Annotated in this window: 14 protein-coding genes; 3 read left to right on the forward strand and 11 right to left on the reverse strand. The window is 55.0% G+C overall.

What is annotated here, in order from left to right; genetic code table 11:
- Positions 1–12: 12 nt before the first annotated feature.
- Entirely contained in the window at positions 13–2,835 is a 2,823-nt protein-coding gene (uvrA, locus tag OGX93_RS11460) for an excinuclease ABC subunit UvrA (protein ID WP_286449940.1), read from the reverse strand.
- A gap of 250 nt (positions 2,836–3,085) precedes the next feature.
- Here uvrA and ssb1 point away from each other — a divergent pair, with 250 nt between their 5' ends.
- Together ssb1 and OGX93_RS11470 are read left to right on the forward strand one after the other, a co-directional pair.
- Positions 3,086–3,622 (forward strand): single-stranded DNA-binding protein SSB1, encoded by a 537-nt coding sequence (ssb1, locus tag OGX93_RS11465; RefSeq protein WP_047459655.1) that lies wholly within the window; start codon positions 3,086–3,088, stop codon positions 3,620–3,622.
- Positions 3,623–3,882: 260 nt separating this feature from the next.
- A complete protein-coding gene (locus tag OGX93_RS11470; protein ID WP_012134612.1) occupies positions 3,883–4,314 on the forward strand; it encodes a universal stress protein in 432 nt (143 codons plus the stop codon).
- 193 nt (positions 4,315–4,507) lie between these two features.
- On the opposite strand, the gene OGX93_RS11475 is transcribed toward OGX93_RS11470, so the two are convergent.
- The 9 genes from OGX93_RS11475 to OGX93_RS11515 all read right to left on the reverse strand — a co-directional run bounded on the left by OGX93_RS11475 (position 4,508) and on the right by OGX93_RS11515 (position 15,710).
- Positions 4,508–7,225 (reverse strand): cation-transporting P-type ATPase, encoded by a 2,718-nt coding sequence (locus tag OGX93_RS11475; RefSeq protein ID WP_407204375.1) that lies wholly within the window; start codon positions 7,223–7,225, stop codon positions 4,508–4,510.
- Positions 7,226–7,680: 455 nt separating this feature from the next.
- Positions 7,681–8,448, reverse strand: coding sequence for a Fe(3+) dicitrate ABC transporter ATP-binding protein FecE (fecE, locus tag OGX93_RS11480; protein ID WP_049011979.1), 768 nt, complete (start codon positions 8,446–8,448; stop codon positions 7,681–7,683).
- Positions 8,449–9,405 carry a Fe(3+) dicitrate ABC transporter permease subunit FecD gene (gene fecD, locus OGX93_RS11485; RefSeq protein ID WP_286449939.1) on the reverse strand — a complete coding sequence of 319 codons (957 nt, stop codon included), beginning with the start codon at positions 9,403–9,405 and terminating at the stop codon, positions 8,449–8,451.
- On the reverse strand, positions 9,402–10,388 hold the full coding sequence (fecC, locus tag OGX93_RS11490; RefSeq protein ID WP_286449938.1) for an iron-dicitrate ABC transporter permease FecC: 987 nt from the start codon (positions 10,386–10,388) through the stop codon (positions 9,402–9,404). Before fecC ends, fecD begins: the two co-directional genes overlap by 4 nt.
- Positions 10,385–11,287 carry a Fe(3+) dicitrate ABC transporter substrate-binding protein FecB gene (locus OGX93_RS11495; protein ID WP_200097148.1) on the reverse strand — a complete coding sequence of 301 codons (903 nt, stop codon included), beginning with the start codon at positions 11,285–11,287 and terminating at the stop codon, positions 10,385–10,387. The genes fecC and OGX93_RS11495 overlap by 4 nt, the downstream gene beginning before the upstream one ends.
- Positions 11,288–11,387: 100 nt before the next feature.
- A complete protein-coding gene (gene fecA / locus OGX93_RS11500; RefSeq protein ID WP_275147849.1) occupies positions 11,388–13,703 on the reverse strand; it encodes a TonB-dependent Fe(3+) dicitrate receptor FecA in 2,316 nt (771 codons plus the stop codon).
- 97 nt (positions 13,704–13,800) lie between these two features.
- Positions 13,801–14,757 (reverse strand): ferric citrate uptake sigma factor regulator FecR, encoded by a 957-nt coding sequence (gene fecR / locus OGX93_RS11505; RefSeq protein ID WP_012134603.1) that lies wholly within the window; start codon positions 14,755–14,757, stop codon positions 13,801–13,803.
- The gene (fecI, locus tag OGX93_RS11510) at positions 14,754–15,272 is read right to left on the reverse strand and encodes a ferric citrate uptake sigma factor FecI (protein ID WP_134769878.1); all 519 of its coding nucleotides are present in this window, start codon (positions 15,270–15,272) and stop codon (positions 14,754–14,756) included. The genes fecR and fecI overlap by 4 nt, the downstream gene beginning before the upstream one ends.
- Positions 15,273–15,428: 156 nt before the next feature.
- A complete protein-coding gene (locus OGX93_RS11515; RefSeq protein WP_012134601.1) occupies positions 15,429–15,710 on the reverse strand; it encodes a YjcB family protein in 282 nt (93 codons plus the stop codon).
- Positions 15,711–16,286: 576 nt separating this feature from the next.
- On the opposite strand from OGX93_RS11515, the gene pdeC reads away from it, so the two are divergent.
- A complete protein-coding gene (pdeC, locus tag OGX93_RS11520; RefSeq protein ID WP_012134600.1) occupies positions 16,287–17,873 on the forward strand; it encodes a cyclic di-3',5'-guanosine monophosphate phosphodiesterase PdeC in 1,587 nt (528 codons plus the stop codon).
- Positions 17,874–17,875: 2 nt separating this feature from the next.
- On the opposite strand, the gene soxS is transcribed toward pdeC, so the two are convergent.
- Entirely contained in the window at positions 17,876–18,199 is a 324-nt protein-coding gene (gene soxS / locus OGX93_RS11525) for a superoxide response transcriptional regulator SoxS (RefSeq protein ID WP_012134599.1), read from the reverse strand.
- Positions 18,200–18,270: the final 71 nt, after the last annotated feature.

The raw sequence follows: 18,270 nt of genomic DNA on the forward strand, positions 1-18,270 counted from the left end.
CATCGGGCATTATTACAGCATTGGCTTGAGGAAACGGGCAGTATGTGACGCTTCACACTCTGCGACCGTCTCCGGCGTCCCGGAAACAAGAATTTCGCCGCCGCCGCTGCCGCCTTCCGGGCCGAGATCGACAATCCAGTCCGCCGTCTTAATGACGTCCAGGTTGTGCTCAATCACCACAATGGTGTTGCCCTGATCGCGCAACTGGTGCAGCACGTCCAGCAGTTGCTGAATATCGGCAAAATGCAGACCGGTGGTCGGTTCATCCAGAATGTACAGCGTCTGCCCGGTGCCGCGTTTCGACAATTCACGCGCCAGCTTCACGCGCTGTGCTTCACCGCCGGAGAGCGTGGTGGCGGACTGACCGAGACGGATGTAGGTCAGACCCACGTCCATCAACGTTTGCAGCTTACGCGCCAGCGCCGGAACGGCGTCAAAAAATTCGCGCGCTTCTTCGATGGTCATATCCAGCACTTCGTGGATAGTCTTGCCCTTGTACTTAATCTCCAGCGTTTCGCGGTTATAGCGCTTGCCTTTGCACTGGTCGCACGGTACGTAAATATCCGGCAGGAAGTGCATTTCAACCTTGATGACGCCGTCGCCCTGACAGGCTTCGCAGCGCCCGCCGCGCACGTTAAAGCTGAAACGTCCCGGCGTATAGCCGCGTGAGCGTGATTCCGGCACGCCAGCGAACAGCTCACGTACGGGCGTAAACACGCCGGTATACGTTGCCGGGTTAGAGCGCGGCGTACGGCCAATCGGACTCTGGTCGATGTCGATGACTTTGTCGAAATGCTCCAGCCCCTGAATATCACGATACGGCGCAGGTTCCGCAATGGTCGCCCCGTTTAACTGGCGCTGGGCAATCGGGAACAGCGTGTCGTTGATAAGCGTAGACTTACCCGACCCGGATACGCCGGTAATACAGGTAAACAGGCCAACCGGCAGCGTCAGGGTGACGTCTTTCAGGTTGTTGCCGCGCGCGCCGGTCAGCTTCAGCACTTTCTCCGGGTTCGCGGGAACGCGCTGTTTCGGCACTTCAATCTTGCGTTTGCCGCTCATGTACTGGCCGGTGAGGGATTCCGGCACCGCCATAATCGCCTCCAACGGCCCTTCGGCTACGACCTGACCGCCGTGTACGCCAGCGCCGGGGCCGATATCGATCACATGGTCGGCGGCGCGGATGGCGTCTTCGTCATGCTCCACCACAATCACGGTATTGCCGAGGTTACGCAGGTGAATCAGCGTTCCCAGCAAACGTTCGTTATCGCGCTGATGGAGACCGATAGACGGTTCATCCAGCACATACATCACGCCTACCAGCCCCGCGCCAATCTGGCTGGCCAGACGGATACGCTGGGCTTCGCCGCCGGACAAGGTCTCTGCCGAGCGGGACAGCGTCAGGTAGTTGAGGCCGACGTTTACCAGGAACTTGAGGCGGTCGCCAATCTCCTTGAGGATCTTCTCCGCAATCTTTGCTCGCTGGCCTGCGAGCTTGAGATTGTTGAAGAAGTCCATCGCATGGCCGATGCTCATGTCGGAGATCGCAGGCAGCGGAGTATTCTCGACGAAGACATGACGTGCTTCACGGCGCAGACGCGTGCCTTCACAGCTGGCGCACGGACGGTTGCTGATGAATTTAGCTAACTCTTCACGTACCGCGCTGGACTCCGTCTCTTTGTAACGGCGCTCCATGTTGTGCAGCACGCCTTCGAACGGATGGCGACGCACGGAGGTGTCGCCACGATCGTTGATGTATTTGAACCCGATGCTCTCTTTGCCGGAACCGTACAGAACGACTTTATGCACGTTCTGACTCAGACTTCCCCACGGCGCTTCCACGTCGAACTTATAGTGTTCCGCCAGTGATTTCAGCATCTGGAAATAATAGAAGTTACGGCGATCCCAGCCGCGAATCGCGCCGCCAGCCAGAGAAAGCTCCGGGTTCTGGATCACGCGATCGGGATCGAAATATTGCTGTACGCCGAGGCCGTCGCAGGTCGGGCAGGCTCCCGCCGGGTTGTTAAACGAGAACAGACGCGGTTCCAGCTCGCGCATACTGTAGCCGCAAATTGGGCAGGCGAAGTTGGCGGAGAAGAGCAGCTCTTCCGCTTTCGTATCGTCCATATCCGCGACGATCGCGGTGCCGCCGGAGAGTTCCAGCGCGGTTTCAAAAGATTCCGCCAGGCGCTGGGACAGATCGCTACGGACTTTGAAACGATCGATCACGACCTCAATGGTGTGTTTCTTTTGCAGCTCCAGCTTCGGCGGATCGGAGAGATCGCAGACCTCGCCATCAATACGGGCGCGGATGTAGCCCTGGCTGGCCAGGTTTTCCAGCGTTTTAGCGTGCTCGCCTTTGCGCTCTTTAATAATGGGCGCCAGCAGCATCAGGCGTTTGCCTTCCGGCTGAGACAGCACATTATCCACCATCTGGCTGACGGTTTGCGCCGCCAGTGGGACGTCATGATCCGGGCAGCGCGGTTCACCCACGCGGGCGAACAGAAGACGCAGATAGTCATGTATTTCGGTAATTGTACCTACCGTAGAGCGCGGGTTATGGGATGTCGATTTCTGCTCAATTGAGATAGCGGGCGACAGCCCCTCAATATGGTCGACATCTGGTTTTTCCATCAAAGACAGAAACTGACGCGCATACGCGGAAAGGGATTCAACGTAGCGACGCTGCCCTTCGGCATACAAGGTGTCAAAAGCGAGCGAGGATTTGCCAGAACCCGAAAGCCCGGTGACGACAATCAGTTTGTCGCGCGGGATGACGAGGTTGATGTTTTTGAGATTATGGGTGCGGGCGCCCCGAACTTCGATCTTATCCATTCACCTTTCCCGGATTAAAACGCTTTTTCCCGGCCGCATGGCGCTACCGGCGATCACAAACGGTTAATTATGACACAACTCAACCTGAATGGATATACAGTATTGGAATGCAAAACACAGGCTACTGTGTAACAATGTCCGCCCAAGGTTGTTTACTGGAATCAGCCTCGCATCGTAGTAAAAACGCTATTGGTAATGCTACAATCGCGCGTTTACACTTATTCAGAAACGTTTTTCAGGAGACTCGATCATGGCCAGCAGAGGCGTAAACAAGGTGATTCTCGTCGGTAATCTGGGCCAGGACCCGGAAGTACGCTACATGCCAAATGGTGGCGCAGTTGCCAACATTACGCTGGCTACTTCCGAATCCTGGCGTGATAAGCAGACCGGTGAGATGAAAGAGCAGACGGAATGGCACCGCGTTGTGCTGTTCGGCAAACTGGCGGAAGTGGCCAGCGAATATCTGCGTAAAGGTTCTCAGGTTTACATTGAAGGTCAGTTGCGTACCCGTAAATGGACCGATCAGTCCGGTCAGGACAAATACACCACTGAAGTGGTGGTCAACGTTGGCGGCACCATGCAGATGCTGGGTGGCCGTCAGGGCGGTGGCGCTCCGGCTGGCGGCAATATGGGCGGCGGTCAGCAGCAGGGCGGTTGGGGTCAGCCTCAGCAACCGCAGGGCGGCAACCAGTTCAGCGGCGGCGCGCAGTCCCGTCCACAGCAACAATCCGCTCCGGCACCGTCTAACGAACCGCCAATGGATTTCGACGACGACATCCCGTTCTGATGAATTAAAAAGGCTCCCTTCACGGGAGCTTTTTTTTGGCTGAAATAGCGTGCAATTAAATAGCAAGCTTGTCAGTTTTGTCACCGGACGTAAATATATCTACAGACTTTATGGGTTATTTCCTTTCTTGCTTATGATCAAAAAAGACAGGGTATTATTGATTATTATTCCCCCGTTATTTTGGTCAAATGAATGCTGAATCTTGCCAGGTCTTTTCAGGGATATGTGATTGGCCTGTCAGCTAACTTAAGGAAATCATCATGAATAAAGTCATTTTAATGCCCGTTGATATTCTGGCGATGGATCTCTCTGACAAAGCCATTGCCTACGCTGATCATATGGTGGACAAAGAAAACGGCGTGATCCATCTGCTGCATGTGTTCCCTAAACTGGGTACCTCCCCAATGCGTGGTTTTGCCTCGGATATCAGAAAATACGAGGAATACATGACGAATGACGCGCAAGAAAAAATGCTTAACCTTGCGAGAAAATTCAAAACGCCGTTGGAGAATATTCGTTTTGAAGTCCGTCATGGCAATATTCGTGATGAAGTAAATAACGCGGTAGAAGCGCATAACGCCGAGATGATTATCATCGGTTCGCGCAAGCCGGGTATTGCAACGCATTTGCTCGGTTCGGCTGCGGCGAATATTTTGCGATACGCGAAAATTCCGGTGATGGTCATTCGTTAATCTGCCTGCCCGGTGGCGCTTCGCTTACCGGGCCGACAAAACCCCTCTCCCGTAGGCCGGGTAAGGCGCTTGTGCCGCCATCCGTCGCCATGCCCGGTGGCGCTTCGCTTACCGGGCCTACAAAACCCTTCCCCCATCGGCAAAAAAAAAGCCTCCGCTACGGGAGGCTTTTTGCTTCGCGGTGAACCGCCGGCTATTTCCGGCGGAATTTACGGGTGAGCGGTTTCTCTGTCTCCACAATGCAGAACAGCACTGCGCCGATAGCGAAGGTTATGCCCCAGTAACGCAGCGGCAGCGCTTCTGTGCCAAACAGCATCTGCATGAAAGGCATATAGATAATCGCTAGCTGTAACAGCAACAGAATGCCGCTGACCATCCAGATGCCTTTATTCATCAGCAGCCCGCGTCCCAGCGAGAAACCATCCGAAACCCGGCAGTTGAGCATATATACCCACTGTGCGGTGACCAGCGTCTGCAACAGCACGGTACGGATAAACTCCGGGCTGTGGCCGCGAGGCTGCAACCAGGCTTCCAGCGCAAAGGCGCAGGCCGCAATTAACGTTCCGACAAAACCGACGCGCCAGATAGCAAAGGCATCCATGACGTTCTCATTACTCTGGCGTGGCGGGCGTCGCATGATGTTGCGCTCACCGGCTTCAAATGCTAGCCCGAACGACAGCGTGGCGGAGGTCGCCATGTTCATCCACAGAATCAGTACCGGCGTGAGCGGGATCAGGTTCCCAGCCAACAGGGCAATGATGATCAGCAGACCCTGTGCCAGGTTGGTGGGCATGATGAACAGAATCGTTTTCTTCAGGTTGTCGTAAACGCGACGCCCCTCCTGCACGGCGCTGGCGATGGTGGCGAAGTTGTCGTCCGTCAGTACCATGTCAGCGGCTTCTTTTGTCACTTCCGTGCCTTTGATGCCCATCGCGATGCCGACGTCCGCCTGCTTCAGCGCGGGGGCGTCGTTGACTCCGTCGCCGGTCATACCGACAATCTCGCCTTTGTTTTGCAGTGCCTTCACCAGACGCAGTTTATGTTCGGGGCTGGTGCGGGCAAAGATGTCGTAGGTGACAGCGGCTTCGGCTAATGCCGCATCGTCCATCTGCTCCAGTTCGTAGCCCGTTACCGCGTGGGTGCTGTTATGAATCCCCAGCATGCCACCGATACTCATGGCCGTTTGCGGGTGATCGCCGGTGATCATCTTCACGCGAATCCCCGCCTGCTGGCAGGCCTGGATTGCGTCAATGGCCTCTGGACGCGGCGGGTCCATCATGCCTGCGATGCCCAGGAAGATCAGGCCGTCATTCAGGCACTCATGGGTGAGAGAGGCGGCTTCTGCACGCCCTGGCTTCCAGGCTGCCGCAACCATGCGCAGACCTTCTTTCGCATAGCGCGCGATCTCCGCTTCCCAGTGATTTTGCGTAAAGGCTTCAGTACCGGTAGCGGTTTGCTGTAGCTGGCACAGTTTAAACAACACATCTGGCGCGCCGGTCACCAGTACGCGCTCTTCATTTCCAATGCGATGGTGCGTCGCCATGTATTTGTACTGCGAATCGAACGGGATTTTGCTGCGCAGTTCAGTTTCAATGGCGGGAAGGCGCGCTTTTGCCGCCAGCACTTTTAAAGCCCCTTCCGTTGGCCCGCCGGTGATGCCCCAGTGACCGTTTTCGTCCTGAATCAATTGGCTGTCATTACACAGGTCGATAGTGCGAAGGTAGTTCTCCAGCAGGCTGCCGGGCAGGATCTCTACCGCAGCGTCGCTCTCCTCAGTATGGATCTCGCCCATTGGCTCATAGCTGTTGCCCTGAACGCGGTAATTTTTGTCCGCCGTAATAATGGCTTTTACCGTCATCTCATTCATGGTCAGGGTGCCCGTTTTATCGGAACAGATCACGGACATCGCACCCAGCGTCTCGACCGTCGGCAGCTTGCGGATAATGGCGCGTTTGCGGGCCATCGTCTGTACGCCGAGCGACAGAATAATCGAGATGATCGCGGGTAGCCCTTCCGGTACGGCCGCGACGGCAAGGCTAATCAGAGAAAGCAGCAGTTCGCCCATCGGCATATCGCGCAGCAGCAGACTGAACACAAATAGTCCTGCCATCATGGCGACGATAATGGCGAAAATGGCTTTGCCGAGTTTATCCATCTGAACCAGCAGCGGGGTACGGTGCTTCTCAATGCCCGTCATCATCTGGTTGATGTGGCCGAGTTCAGTCTCTTCACCGGTGGCGATAACCACGCCCAGCCCGGCGCCTGCGCTGATGGTGGTGCCGGAGAACAGCAGATTTTTACGATCGCCTAACGGCAGTTCGCCGGTAAGGGTGTCGGCTGTTTTATCGACAACGGTGGACTCGCCCGTCAGGATGGCCTCTTCAACCCGCAGGTTATGGGCTTCCATAACGCGAAGATCTGCCGGGATGCGATCGCCTGCGCGCAGCACGACGATATCGCCCACCACCAGTTCGGTTGTGGGGACGGTTTCATGTTGACCGTTGCGGATAGCGACCGCTGAGTTCGACAGCATATTGCGGATGCTTTTCAGCGACTTTTCCGCGTTATTTTCCTGAATGTGGCCAATCAGCGCGTTGATAACGGCAACACCCAAAATGACGGCCGTATCCACCCAATGACCCATTACCGCAGTCAGCACCGCCGCAGCGATCAGGACATAAATCAGAACATCGTGGAAATGCGCCAGGAAGCGTAACCATGCCGGTTTGCCTGCTTTTTCTGGCAGCGCGTTAGGCCCATGCTGCGCGAGGCGCGCGCTGGCTTCATTTTGCGTCAGCCCGGAAGGCTGACTCTGCTTTTTTTCAAGTACCTCGTTAACAGATTGCTGGTACGGTTTTTTTTCAACGCATGGCGCAGAATGGAGACGATTTTTATTCGGCATTCTGGTCAATTTAAAATTCCTCGAAGTATAAAATGCATAATGTTTTGAATCGCGCTTATACTATTAAAATAAAGAGTCTGAACTATTGACATTAATCAATGGTGTTTCGTTAAAGATTATTTTATCTTGATGGTTAGATAACGCTTGTAGCGTATATTTTCAGTGTTTTGATGGAAGTGTAAATTTAGTAAAGGAGGTAATTATGTTAGGAATATATAGCGGTAGGCGATTGATGTTACTGGTTATTTTTGCAATCATCATCGCGGTAATTAGCGGGATTTCAACCTACGCCTTCGTTAAATATCTGGGTTGAAAAACACTAAATATAGTGTTCCTTACATAACTTTTAAATATTTAAAGTTAATGACAGAGAATAAAAATAAAGGGCATAAGAATATATTTTTGATGAGCAGTCTGACAGGATGAACAGACTGCTCTGGACAGGTAAAAATATGGCTAGCAGACTAACGAATAATACACATTGGTTTTCCTGTCAGCGGTTCAGGGTGAATTTCCGCATCAACCTGAAATACCTTGCGTAATAATTCTGGTTGCATCACATCAACAGGTTGCCCTTGCGCAATCACATTCCCCTGCGCCAGCACGACAAGATGATCGCAATAGCGACTTGCCTGATTCAGATCGTGCAGTACCGTCACGACCGTTTTTCCCGCCTGTTTTAGCATCTGCATGAGCGCCATCAACTCCACCTGATGATTAATGTCGAGCCAGGTGGTGGGTTCGTCCAGTAATACAATGGGCGTATCCTGCGCTAACACCATCGCCAGAAACACGCGCTGCCGCTGACCGCCGGACAGCTCCGTCAGCCGCCTGTCTGCCAGCGCGTCAGTGTGCGTCTGCGCCATTGCCCGGTTGACATGCTGATGGTCGTCGCGAGAAAGCCGCCCCCACAGCGGCAGCCACGGGCTGCGGCCATAGCTGACCAGTTCCCGCACGGTGATCCCTTCCGGCGTCATGTGCTGTTGCGGCAGTAGCGCCAGGTGACGCGAAAGCGCGCGGGGTGAGAAGGCCGACAGCGGCTTACCCGCAATGTGCAAGGTGCCGGATTGCGGTATGAGCAGGCGGGCAAGGCATTTCAGCAGCGTCGATTTGCCGCAGCCATTAGGCCCCAGTAATGCGGTGATCTGCCCGGCGGGTAGCGTAACCGACAGGCCGTCAAGAATGCGTTTATCACCGTATCCGGCAGTCAGGTTTTCACATCTGATATCCATTTAGCGCATCCTCACAAGCAACCAGATAAACCACGGCGCGCCGATAATGGCGGTGAGCATGCCTGCCGGAAGCTCCGTGGGAGGGTTAATGATCCTTGCCAGCAAATCGGCCAGCGTTAAGACAAATGCGCCGATTAGCGCAGCGCCGGGCAGTAGCCAGTGATGGCGCCCTCCCAGCAGGCGTCGGGTCAGGTGGGGCACGACCAGGCTGACGAAAGCTATCGGCCCGCAAACAGCCACACTGGTGGCTGCCAGCGCGACGGCGAGGAGCAATCCCTGGCGCTGCATCCGACTGACCGGGACGCCGAGCGTGCTGGCGCTATCATCGCCCAGCGCCAGCAGATCCAGATCGCGGCAAAACCAGGCGCTGAGTGGAATAAGCGCCAGCATTACCGGCAGCGCCACATACACAAACGACCAGCCGCGTCCCCATAAACTGCCGGTCAGCCACAGCAGCGCGTTGTTAACGTCCTGCGGGCGGGAGAGCATCAGGTAATCCGTCAGGCTGGCCCAGGTTGCCGACAACGCCACGCCGATTAACGCCAGACGCAGGGGGGAGGAGCGACCCGCAATCGCACGCAGCAAGATCAGCGCACAAAGCCCGCCTACAAATGCCAGCAGCGGCAGCCAGACGACCGACAGCGATGGCAGCAGCATGAGTGCGCTTACCGTCGCCAGACTGGCGGCATGGTTCACCCCTAAAATATCCGGCGAGGCCAGCGGATTACGCACGATGCCTTGCACCAGTACGCCGGAAATCGCCAGGGCGGCGCCGACGAATATCGCCAGCAGCAGTCGCGGCAGACGATACTGGGTCAGAACATAGTGGTGCTCGTGATCGGTATGCCAGCCATCGATCAGCGCGGACCAGGGCAGGGGAACCACGCCCAGACGCAATGACAGCAGCGCGGTGATACTCAGCAGGAGCAACGTGATGAGCAGAATAAAGGCTTTCATCCACGCCTCCTTGCCAGCCAGACAAAACACGGCGCGCCAATCAGCGCCAGCACTGCGCCTGCCGGAAGCTCGCCCGGCCAGGCCAGCGCTCGCGCCAGAATATCCGCCAGCAGCATAAACGTTGCGCCCATCAGCAGGCTCATCGGCAGCAACTTACGCTGGTCGTGACCTGACCACGCCCTGGCCAGATGCGGCATTAACAGGCCGATAAACGCCACCGGCCCCGCCACGCTGACGCAGGCGCCGACCAGCACCAGCACGCCGATATTGACGGTAAGCCGCAGCCGAAACAGGTTTACGCCGAGCGTGTGTGCGGCGACATCGCTGACGTTGAGCAGATTAAGGGCGTTCGCCAGCAGCAGCATGACGGGAATAATCACCAGAACAAAAGGAAAGAGCTGCCAGAACTCAGCCCAGCGCACATGGGCAATACCGCCCGCCAGCCATGAAAAAATGCCGTAAGCGTGGTCTTCCGCCAATAACAGCGTGATGCGGGTCAGCGCCATACACAGCGCGGAGAGCGCGATTCCGGCGAGAATCAGTTTGTTGCGGTCTGGCTCCTGTCGCCAGCCGCCGCCAGCCAGCATCACCAGAAGCCAGGCGAGGCCTCCGCCTGCGGCGGCGATAAACGCGATGGAATACCCGCTGAGCAGCATGGGGCTGAATGCGCTGGTTAACGCTATCGCCAGTGCCGCACCGCTGTTAATGCCGGTCAGAGAAGGGGAGGTCAGCGGGTTATGGGTCAGGGTTTGCAGCAATGTTCCCGCCAGGGCAAGGCTGGCGCCAATCAGCAATGCCACCAGGCTGCGCGGCAGACGTAAATTACGCACCAACGCCTCCGAAAGCGGAGGCGTTGAAGAAGGAAACAGGGCATGCAGAGCACTGACGGGTGAAATCGGGATCGCCGAGTAGCAGAACAGGCTCAGCCAGAACGCTGCCAGGAGCGCCAGTACGGGCGCTCCCCAAATGATCAATGTCCTCATTGCGTGGTATCAGGCGTCTGGTGATGAAAGATTTTCACCGTATCGCCGGCAATGCGTTCCGCAGCGAAAATCCCGCGCATCCGCGCCCAGCTATTGCTATCGACAGCGGCAACCTGGTGGTGTTGCGACGCCTGGAGCATGGACCACAACGTATCCTGCTGCCAGCGTTTAACGATGCTCTCCTGGCGGTAGTGCGCGACAATCAGCCACTGCGGATCGAGCGCCAGTAGCCGCTCCAGATTAATCGTGGTCATTGGCGCAGAGCTGATTGCCTCCGGCACGCGCAGACCCAGCGCAGCGAGCACGCCGCCCGTATACGATTCGCGGCTGTGCAGATTAAACTGCTGTTCGCGTGAGGTGCCGAATACCACGCTGGCCCCTTTCGGCAAGTGGGCGGCAAATGCGCGCATACGTTCCCGATGCAACGTCAGTCGTTTTTGCATTTCGGCATCTTTACCTGATACTTTCCCGATGATCGCAGCGGATTGCAGATTTTCGGCGTACGTTTCATTACGGGATTTGAGCAACAACACGGGGGCGATCTCTTGCAGCGCGGCGTAAATCCCTGCGTGGCGGCTGCTGTCAGCGATAATCAGGTCAGGCTTTAGCGCGCCGATCGCCTCAAGGCTCGGCTGAGCGCGGGTGCCGACGGGCTGCCATTGCCCAATAATCTGGCGCACTTCCGGCAGCAGACGCGTGGGATCGTTGTCATCGGCGATCCCCACCGGACTGACGTTCACCGCCGCCAGCGCATCGGCAAACGACAGTTCCAGTACGACAATCCGTTGCGGCGTTTTATTCAGGGTAAAGGCGCCGTGTTCATCCTGCACCGTCACAGCAAAAACCGGCGCAGCCAGGACGATCAGGCTGAAAAAATAAACGCGAATAAAAGCAAACATAGTCAACTCCGGTTGCCGGATGGCGCTGCGCTTACCTGGCCTACGTCACTCTGTAGGCCGGGTAAGGCATTTACGCCGCCACCCGGCAACAAATGAACAATCAGAACTTCAGTGACCCTTGCAGATACAGCGTTCGCGGCTGTCCGGCATAGATGCCTTTGTTGTTGTCATCATACGAGCGGGTGTAATACTCGTGGTCGAAGATATTCTTCACGCCAAACGCGAGGTTCAGGTTGGCCATCTCGGGGCCGAAGTCATACGCCACGCGCGCGCCCCACAGCATGTAACCCGGAATACGCCCGGTGCTGCCGTCCGCGCTCTCTTTCACAGTATTGGCGTTGTCGGCAAACTGGCTGGACTGGAAATCGCTGTTCAGGTTGAACGTCCAGTTGCCGGGTTTGTAATCCACGCCCAGCGTCCCTTTATGCTTCGGTGAGAACGGCACCTGATTGCCGTAAGTGTCGCCTTTTTCGCGAATTTCGGCGTTAACGTACGCGTAGTTAGCGTAAACGGCGACATTTTCCAGCGTGGGCGTCATATCGCCGAGATCGTAACGTACCTGCGTTTCCAGCCCGGTATGACGGGTTTTGCCACGGGCGGTGACCGTATCGTTAGTCTGGTTGGAGTCGTACTGATTATTAAAGTTAATCAGGAACAGCCCCATTTCCGCCGTCAGCGCGCCGTTGTCGAATCGGGTTCCGACTTCCCAGGTTCGCGCTTTTTCCGGTTCCACATTGCCGCTTTGCACAGCCTTGCCAATTTGACTGTACTGTACGGTGCCGAACGAGCCTTCAGTGTTGGCATAAAGATTCCAGCTGTCAGTGAGGTGGTAGAGGACGTTAAGCGCCGGAAGCGGAGCGTTGTAGCTCACCTCTTCGTGCGTACCTTTAACGTTGTTGTCCTGGTAGGATTCAATGTGCTCAAAACGCATACCTGGCGTAATGGTCCAGTTGCCGATATCAATTTTGTCATCGAGATACCAGGCGTGAGCTTCGGTCCCTGAACGCGTATCACGGTCATAAGGGCTGGATGTTGACGGCAACTGACCGCTGGTGGTTGCGGTGTAGTAACGCATTTCATGCGTGGATTCATTGACATAGCGATAGCCTACGCCGACTTCATGCGCAGACGGGCCAATCATAAAACTCTGGCTGTAGCGCGGTTCAATGCCGCGAACCCAGTAGTAGCGCGGTGAGAGCGTAATGCGTTTTCCTTGCTCTAAATAACCGCTGCGCAGGGTGCGGGTGTAGAAACCCTGAACATTGAATTTGTGCTGGCTGTCGGGTTGGTATTGATATCCCAGACTGGCAAGCTGGCGGCGGCCCCAGAAGCTGTCATACGGGCGCGTGGACTGCCAGCGATCTGCGTCGTAGTCGGCGCGGGACAGGCCGCCGGGCATATCGGCGTGACCGTCATAGTATTGCAGCAGGCTATTGAAGGTGTGTACCTCGTCAGGCGCATATTTGCTTTTCAGCATCACGTCGTCGATACGGGTGTTGCTGTGTTCGCGCCAGTCGCTGCCGCGCGTGCCGGAGTAGAGCAGGGCCGTGCCGAAACCGTTATCCGCCGTTCCGCCTACCATCAGGTTGTGCGTCTCTTTTGGATTGTTTTGCGACGAGGTGGGGCTGAGTTGCCCTTCAACGCCGGCTTCAATACCGAAATCCTGCGGAATCGCGCGGGTCACGAAGTTCACCACACCACCCACGCTTTGCGGCCCATAGCGCACCGCGCCGCCGCCGCGCACCACGTCAACGGCATCCATATTGCCCAGAGAGACCGGCGCGAGCGACAGCTGCGGCTGACCGTATGGCGCAAAAGGTACGGGGATGCCGTCCATCAATACCGTCGAGCGGCTGGCCAGGCGTGGGTTAAGGCCGCGAATACCGAAGTTCATCGCCAGGTCATGGCTGCCGGTGCCGTTGTTTTCCGGGGCGTTGACGCCGGGGATACGGTTCAGCGCTTCGCGCATGGTCGTCGCGCCGGTTTTGGTGAAATCATCCCGACGGATAACGTCACGCGCGCCGGCATGTTCGAACACGTCGTTTTCCCGGGCTTCACCCAGCCAGTCGCCGACTACGGTCAACGAGTCCTCGCTGGCAACCGGGGCGGCTTCCAGCGTCCAGGTGTTATCGCCTAACGATTTTTCCTGTAGGCCGCTCCCCTTTAGCAGCGTGCGCAGGCCATCTTCAAGCGCGTAGTCGCCGTGCAGTCCGTCGCTGTGTTTGCCCCGCGTGAGCGAAGCATCCACTGACATAATAATGCCGCTGCGGGCAGCGTATTGATTAAGTGCTTTGTCTAAGTCTCCGGCGGCAATATCGAACTGCGTGGCAAATGCAGGCAGTGAAGCCAGTCCGGCAAGCGGAAGCAGGCTTAAACGAATCGCCATCACCAGAGGTGCTGTGTTATGAAAGGCCATCACGTCTCCATCATCATTTCTTTATTTGTATTCAGTTATGAAGTCGAACGAGCGGGGCAAAAGGGACAATAAAAATGATAATTTTTTTCGTTATCGTTTAAATGGCGGGAGACAGCGTGACCCAGTAGCGCGTAACAAACTGAATTTTCACAGGAAGCGTTTTCGCGATCGCATTCAGTACGGCATCGGTGTTGCCGAGCGGGAACGTCCCTGTCAGGCGTAATCCGGCAACGGCCGGGTCACAACGCAGTATGCCGTGCCGGTAGCGCGAGAGCGTGGCGATGACGTCGCCCAGAGGTTTGTCGCTGAAACTTAACACGCCCTGCGTCCAGCTTGCAGACTCGTCATTCAATGATGCGACGTCGCCAAACTGCGAGGCGCTGAAGCGCACCGTTTCACCTTGCTGAATAACCCGTTTTTGTTGCGGATCTCCGGCGAGAATCGCTTCGACTGCATGTTGGCGGACGCTAAGGACGGTTTCATCGCCGTCCTGGCGCACGGTAAATTCCGTACCCAATGCGGTGAGCTGGCCCTGGCGCGTCTGTACACGAAACGGGCGTTGCAGCGCGTCTTTACCGGTGGTAATGGCGATCTCGCCGTACCAGAGCTGGATCTGGCGCTGGCTACCGTCAAATCGCACGTTAACCGCGCTGTCGGTATTCAGCGAAAGCAACGTGCCATCCTCCAGCGTCTGCTGGCGAGTCTGCCCCCGGGCGGTACGATAATCAGCACGCAGGCCTTCGCCCAACTCCGATCGCCAGAGCTGCCAGCTGCCGCCCGCGCAGACCAGCAACAGCAACCCTTTCAGTACGTGGCGGCGCGTCAGGCGGCTGTCTTTCAGCGTGTGGCTGGCGAGTTTGCCGGGGACGCTGCTCATCTGGCAGCGCAGGTTTTCGACCTGCTGCCAGGCCCATTGATTATCCTGATCTTGTTCATACCACTGCTGCCAGCGCGCTTCCTGCTGGGGGCTTACGCGCTCCCCGCTTAAAACGGCATACCAGTGTGAGGCTGAACGTAGCGCCTGGCGGCGGGCATCGGTGAGGGAGGTTTTCACAGATCATGCTCCAGGCGGAACAGCAGGCAGTGTTCCGTGGCTTTCGCGACGTACTTTTTCACCGAACTGACGGAAACATTCAGACGTTGCGCGATGGCGCTGTAGGTCAGCCCGTCAAGCTGAGAAAGCAGGAAGGCCGTTCTCGCTTTGGCGCTCAACCCGTCCAGCATCCTGTCGACAAGTTGCAGCGTTTCGAGATGCGACTGCTTTTCTTCAGCGGAAGGCGCCAGCGTTTCGGGTAACTGCGCAAGCATCTCCAGATACGCTTTTTCCAGCGCATTGCGGCGGAAAAGGTCGATCATCACCCGTTTGGCGACGGTGCAGAGAAACGACTTTGGGTCGCGAATCGCCGTCAGAGATTCACCGTTAATAATACGCAGGAAGGTGTCCTGGGCGACGTCGTCGGCGTCGAACGCCGACTGTAACTTTCGCGCCAGCCAGTGCGTCAGCCAGCCGTGATGCGCGCGATACAGCGATTCAAACGTTAAAGGAGCGCACTGAACTGGAGTCGGCATAGCGGAAAAGTATCAAAAGTTAATCATCACGGCGGGGATGTTAATATGAGAATAGTTCTCATTACAATAAATGATACGGCGATTTTAGCGGGATAAAGGTTAACTGGCTGTTTTTGAGAGAATAAAAAAGCCTCCGGGCGGAGGCTTATATCAGCATCAGGTCAACACCATCGGCCACTCTGGCGGGGTATGGCTCATAGCTTCTACCATCACGGCTTCGATATTGTTCCAGATTGCGGAGACATCCATCAGAGTGATGCCGAGTAACCCGGTTGCAAACCAGCAGGCCGACACGACGCCAAGGCCGCTACTGATCACCGCGAGTCCGATATAGTCGGATTTACGAAAGCGAATATTGAGCGTGCTGGCTAAAAACATGAGCACAGCGCTCAGCAGTTGCCAGCGGAGAAGAACCACGCCAGTGGTTATGGTAGCCATGAAACATTTCCTCTGAGAATAGCAGGTGCCCTGGACAGCGCGGCGTTGCTCACGGAAGGCGTGGTACACTCTGGCTATCGACGGGCATGACATCGACACTGAATGAAACAACGTTTCTGTTTCATTATTTTTGTGAACTATATCACAATAAATTGTTTGTTAGCCAGTGCAGGGCACCCTTTTTTGTGCGCTTTATAACCACAAATTAAGTGTGGGTATCTGAAGGGGGCTATACCGGAAGATTATGGAGCTGGTTATTGAAGATGTATTTTTATTACCATTTTATTAGCGCCGGAAAATTAACCAGCCTGGAAATTTAACTTAATTTTTCTGCATTAATCGGGAAAAACCCTGGAAAATTCTTACTCCTTTTGGATTAGAATATTCCCTAATAAAAATAAGCATAACTTTAAGTTTGCCTTACGGGAAAATATTATCGTCATCCGTCAATATCAGACTTTTACCAGGAAAAGTCTGTTGCTAATGTCGCTTAATTCATGCAACGTAATCACCTGTTTGTTATAGCATCCGCCTTGATGATGACAGGCACAGACAATTCAGGGATACAGGGCCGAAATGAATCATAGCGCGCAACGAAAGTTGCTGAGATTCCTTGGAACAATCATGGTGGTATTACTCCCCGTGATGCTGGCGCTATGGTTTGCCCACATGCGGGCGGTGTCTGAAACCCGTAATCAACTGCACTCTTTTGCCGAGCTGGCATTAGAAAAAACGGAACTGGTTGTCCAGCAGGTGGAGCTGGCCCGCGACGCGATACAGCAGTATCAGGGAAAAGCCTGTACTCCTGCGCATCAAAAACGAATGCAGGATATTATTCGTGGTCGTCTGTATATCAGCGAGTTAATTTATGCGCAAGACGATCATTTTTTATGCTCTACGGTAATGGCGCCTGCCAGTCCTTATATTATCCCTGCCGCAGATTATAAACGAGAACCAGACGTTTCTATTTATTACTATCGTGATACGCCGTTCTTTGCTGGCTACAAAATGACGTATATGCAAAGAGGACACTATGTCGCGGTAATAAATCCGTTGTCTTACAGCGAGGTGATGTCAGACGATCCCACTCTGGCCTGGGGCGTATATGATACGGTGACGAACTCCTTTTTCTCCGTGAGCGAGCAGGCAAACGTCGAACAATTATTACCGTTGCTGCACCGTGATGAATCTACCTTTCAGCAAAATAATCGCTTCTATACCATTGCCCATTCAGAAAAACGTCCGATCGCGATAATTGTTTCCACTGATAACGCGCGTTTCTATCAGAACCTGTACCATCAGGCGACGTTAACGCTGCCGTTAGGCATTATCTGTAGCATCATTGTGTTATTGATGTGGTCGCGTACGCGCGAGGAATATCATTCACCGCGCCGTTTGTTGCAGCGAGCGATCGATAAACGTCAACTGCGTCTTTATTATCAGCCTATTATTGATATTCAAAATGAAAAATGCGTGGGGGCGGAGGCGCTATTGCGCTGGCCTGGTTTTGAAGGGCAGGTGATGAGCCCGGCAGAGTTTATCCCGCTGGCTGAAAAAGAGGGGATGATTGCGCAGATTACCGATTACGTGGTGGAAGAAGTATTCAACGATCTGGGACATTTTCTCGCCTCGCAACCTCATCTTTATATCTCTATTAATCTCTCCGCTTCTGATTTCCACTCCTCCCGGCTTATCGCGTTAATTGCGGAGAAAGCCCGCCAGCATTCCGTTCTTGCGCAACAAATTAAGGTGGAAGTGACGGAGCGCGGCTTTATTGACGTGCCGAAAACCACGCCGGTTATTCAGGCATTTCGTCAGGCGGGTTTTGAAGTGGCGATTGATGATTTTGGAACAGGGTATTCAAACCTGCACAACCTGTATTCATTGAATGTCGATATTCTGAAGATTGATAAATCCTTTATCGACACGCTGACCACCAATAGCACCAGCCATCTGATCGCGGAACATATCATCGAAATGGCGCAAAGCTTACACCTGAAGGCCATTGCTGAAGGCGTGGAAACGGCAGATCAGGTGAACTGGCTGTTCAAGCGCGGCGTTCAGTATTGTCAGGGATGGTATTTTGCGAAGGCGATGCCGCCGCAGGCGTTTATTCAGTGGTTGCAACAGTCGCCCGCACTCCTGATGCAGCGCGGGCAGTAAGGTTACAGGCGATGACGGTAGTCGCTGGGCGTGCGGTCAAACTCGCGGCGGAAGACGCGCGAAAATGTCTGTTGCGACACATATCCCAGATCCATCGCGATATCAAAAATGGGGCGCTCGGTCGTTCGTAGCTCTACGGCGGCCAGCAGGAGTCGGCGCTGACGAATATAGTCGCCCAGCGTCTGATGCATCACCGTGCGGAACATCCGCTGTAAATACCACTTCGAGTAACCTGATTTTTTTGCGACCACATCAATGTTCAGCGGTTGGTCGATATGTTCATCAATCCATTCAATAAGGGTCTGAATTATCTGCTGATGGGACATATTGCTGCCTCTTTCTCAGTGTTCGATTCGTCGTTTTGTCTGCGGGCGAGTATAATTCCTCAAGTTAACTT

This window comes from Citrobacter sp. CK195, from assembly GCF_030333365.1.
Lineage (GTDB): Bacteria > Pseudomonadota > Gammaproteobacteria > Enterobacterales > Enterobacteriaceae > Citrobacter_B > Citrobacter_B koseri.

Coding starts and splice junctions, on each gene's coding strand:
- uvrA (WP_286449940.1), bottom strand. CDS start 2,835: ATGGATAAGATCGAAGTTCGGGGCGCCCGCACCCATAATCTCAAAAAC.
- ssb1 (WP_047459655.1), top strand. CDS start 3,086: ATGGCCAGCAGAGGCGTAAACAAGGTGATTCTCGTCGGTAATCTGGGC.
- OGX93_RS11470 (WP_012134612.1), top strand. CDS start 3,883: ATGAATAAAGTCATTTTAATGCCCGTTGATATTCTGGCGATGGATCTC.
- fecE (WP_049011979.1), bottom strand. CDS start 8,448: ATGGATATCAGATGTGAAAACCTGACTGCCGGATACGGTGATAAACGC.
- fecD (WP_286449939.1), bottom strand. CDS start 9,405: ATGAAAGCCTTTATTCTGCTCATCACGTTGCTCCTGCTGAGTATCACC.
- fecC (WP_286449938.1), bottom strand. CDS start 10,388: ATGAGGACATTGATCATTTGGGGAGCGCCCGTACTGGCGCTCCTGGCA.
- OGX93_RS11495 (WP_200097148.1), bottom strand. CDS start 11,287: ATGTTTGCTTTTATTCGCGTTTATTTTTTCAGCCTGATCGTCCTGGCT.
- fecA (WP_275147849.1), bottom strand. CDS start 13,703: ATGGCCTTTCATAACACAGCACCTCTGGTGATGGCGATTCGTTTAAGC.
- fecI (WP_134769878.1), bottom strand. CDS start 15,272: ATGCCGACTCCAGTTCAGTGCGCTCCTTTAACGTTTGAATCGCTGTAT.
- OGX93_RS11515 (WP_012134601.1), bottom strand. CDS start 15,710: ATGGCTACCATAACCACTGGCGTGGTTCTTCTCCGCTGGCAACTGCTG.
- pdeC (WP_012134600.1), top strand. CDS start 16,287: ATGAATCATAGCGCGCAACGAAAGTTGCTGAGATTCCTTGGAACAATC.
- soxS (WP_012134599.1), bottom strand. CDS start 18,199: ATGTCCCATCAGCAGATAATTCAGACCCTTATTGAATGGATTGATGAA.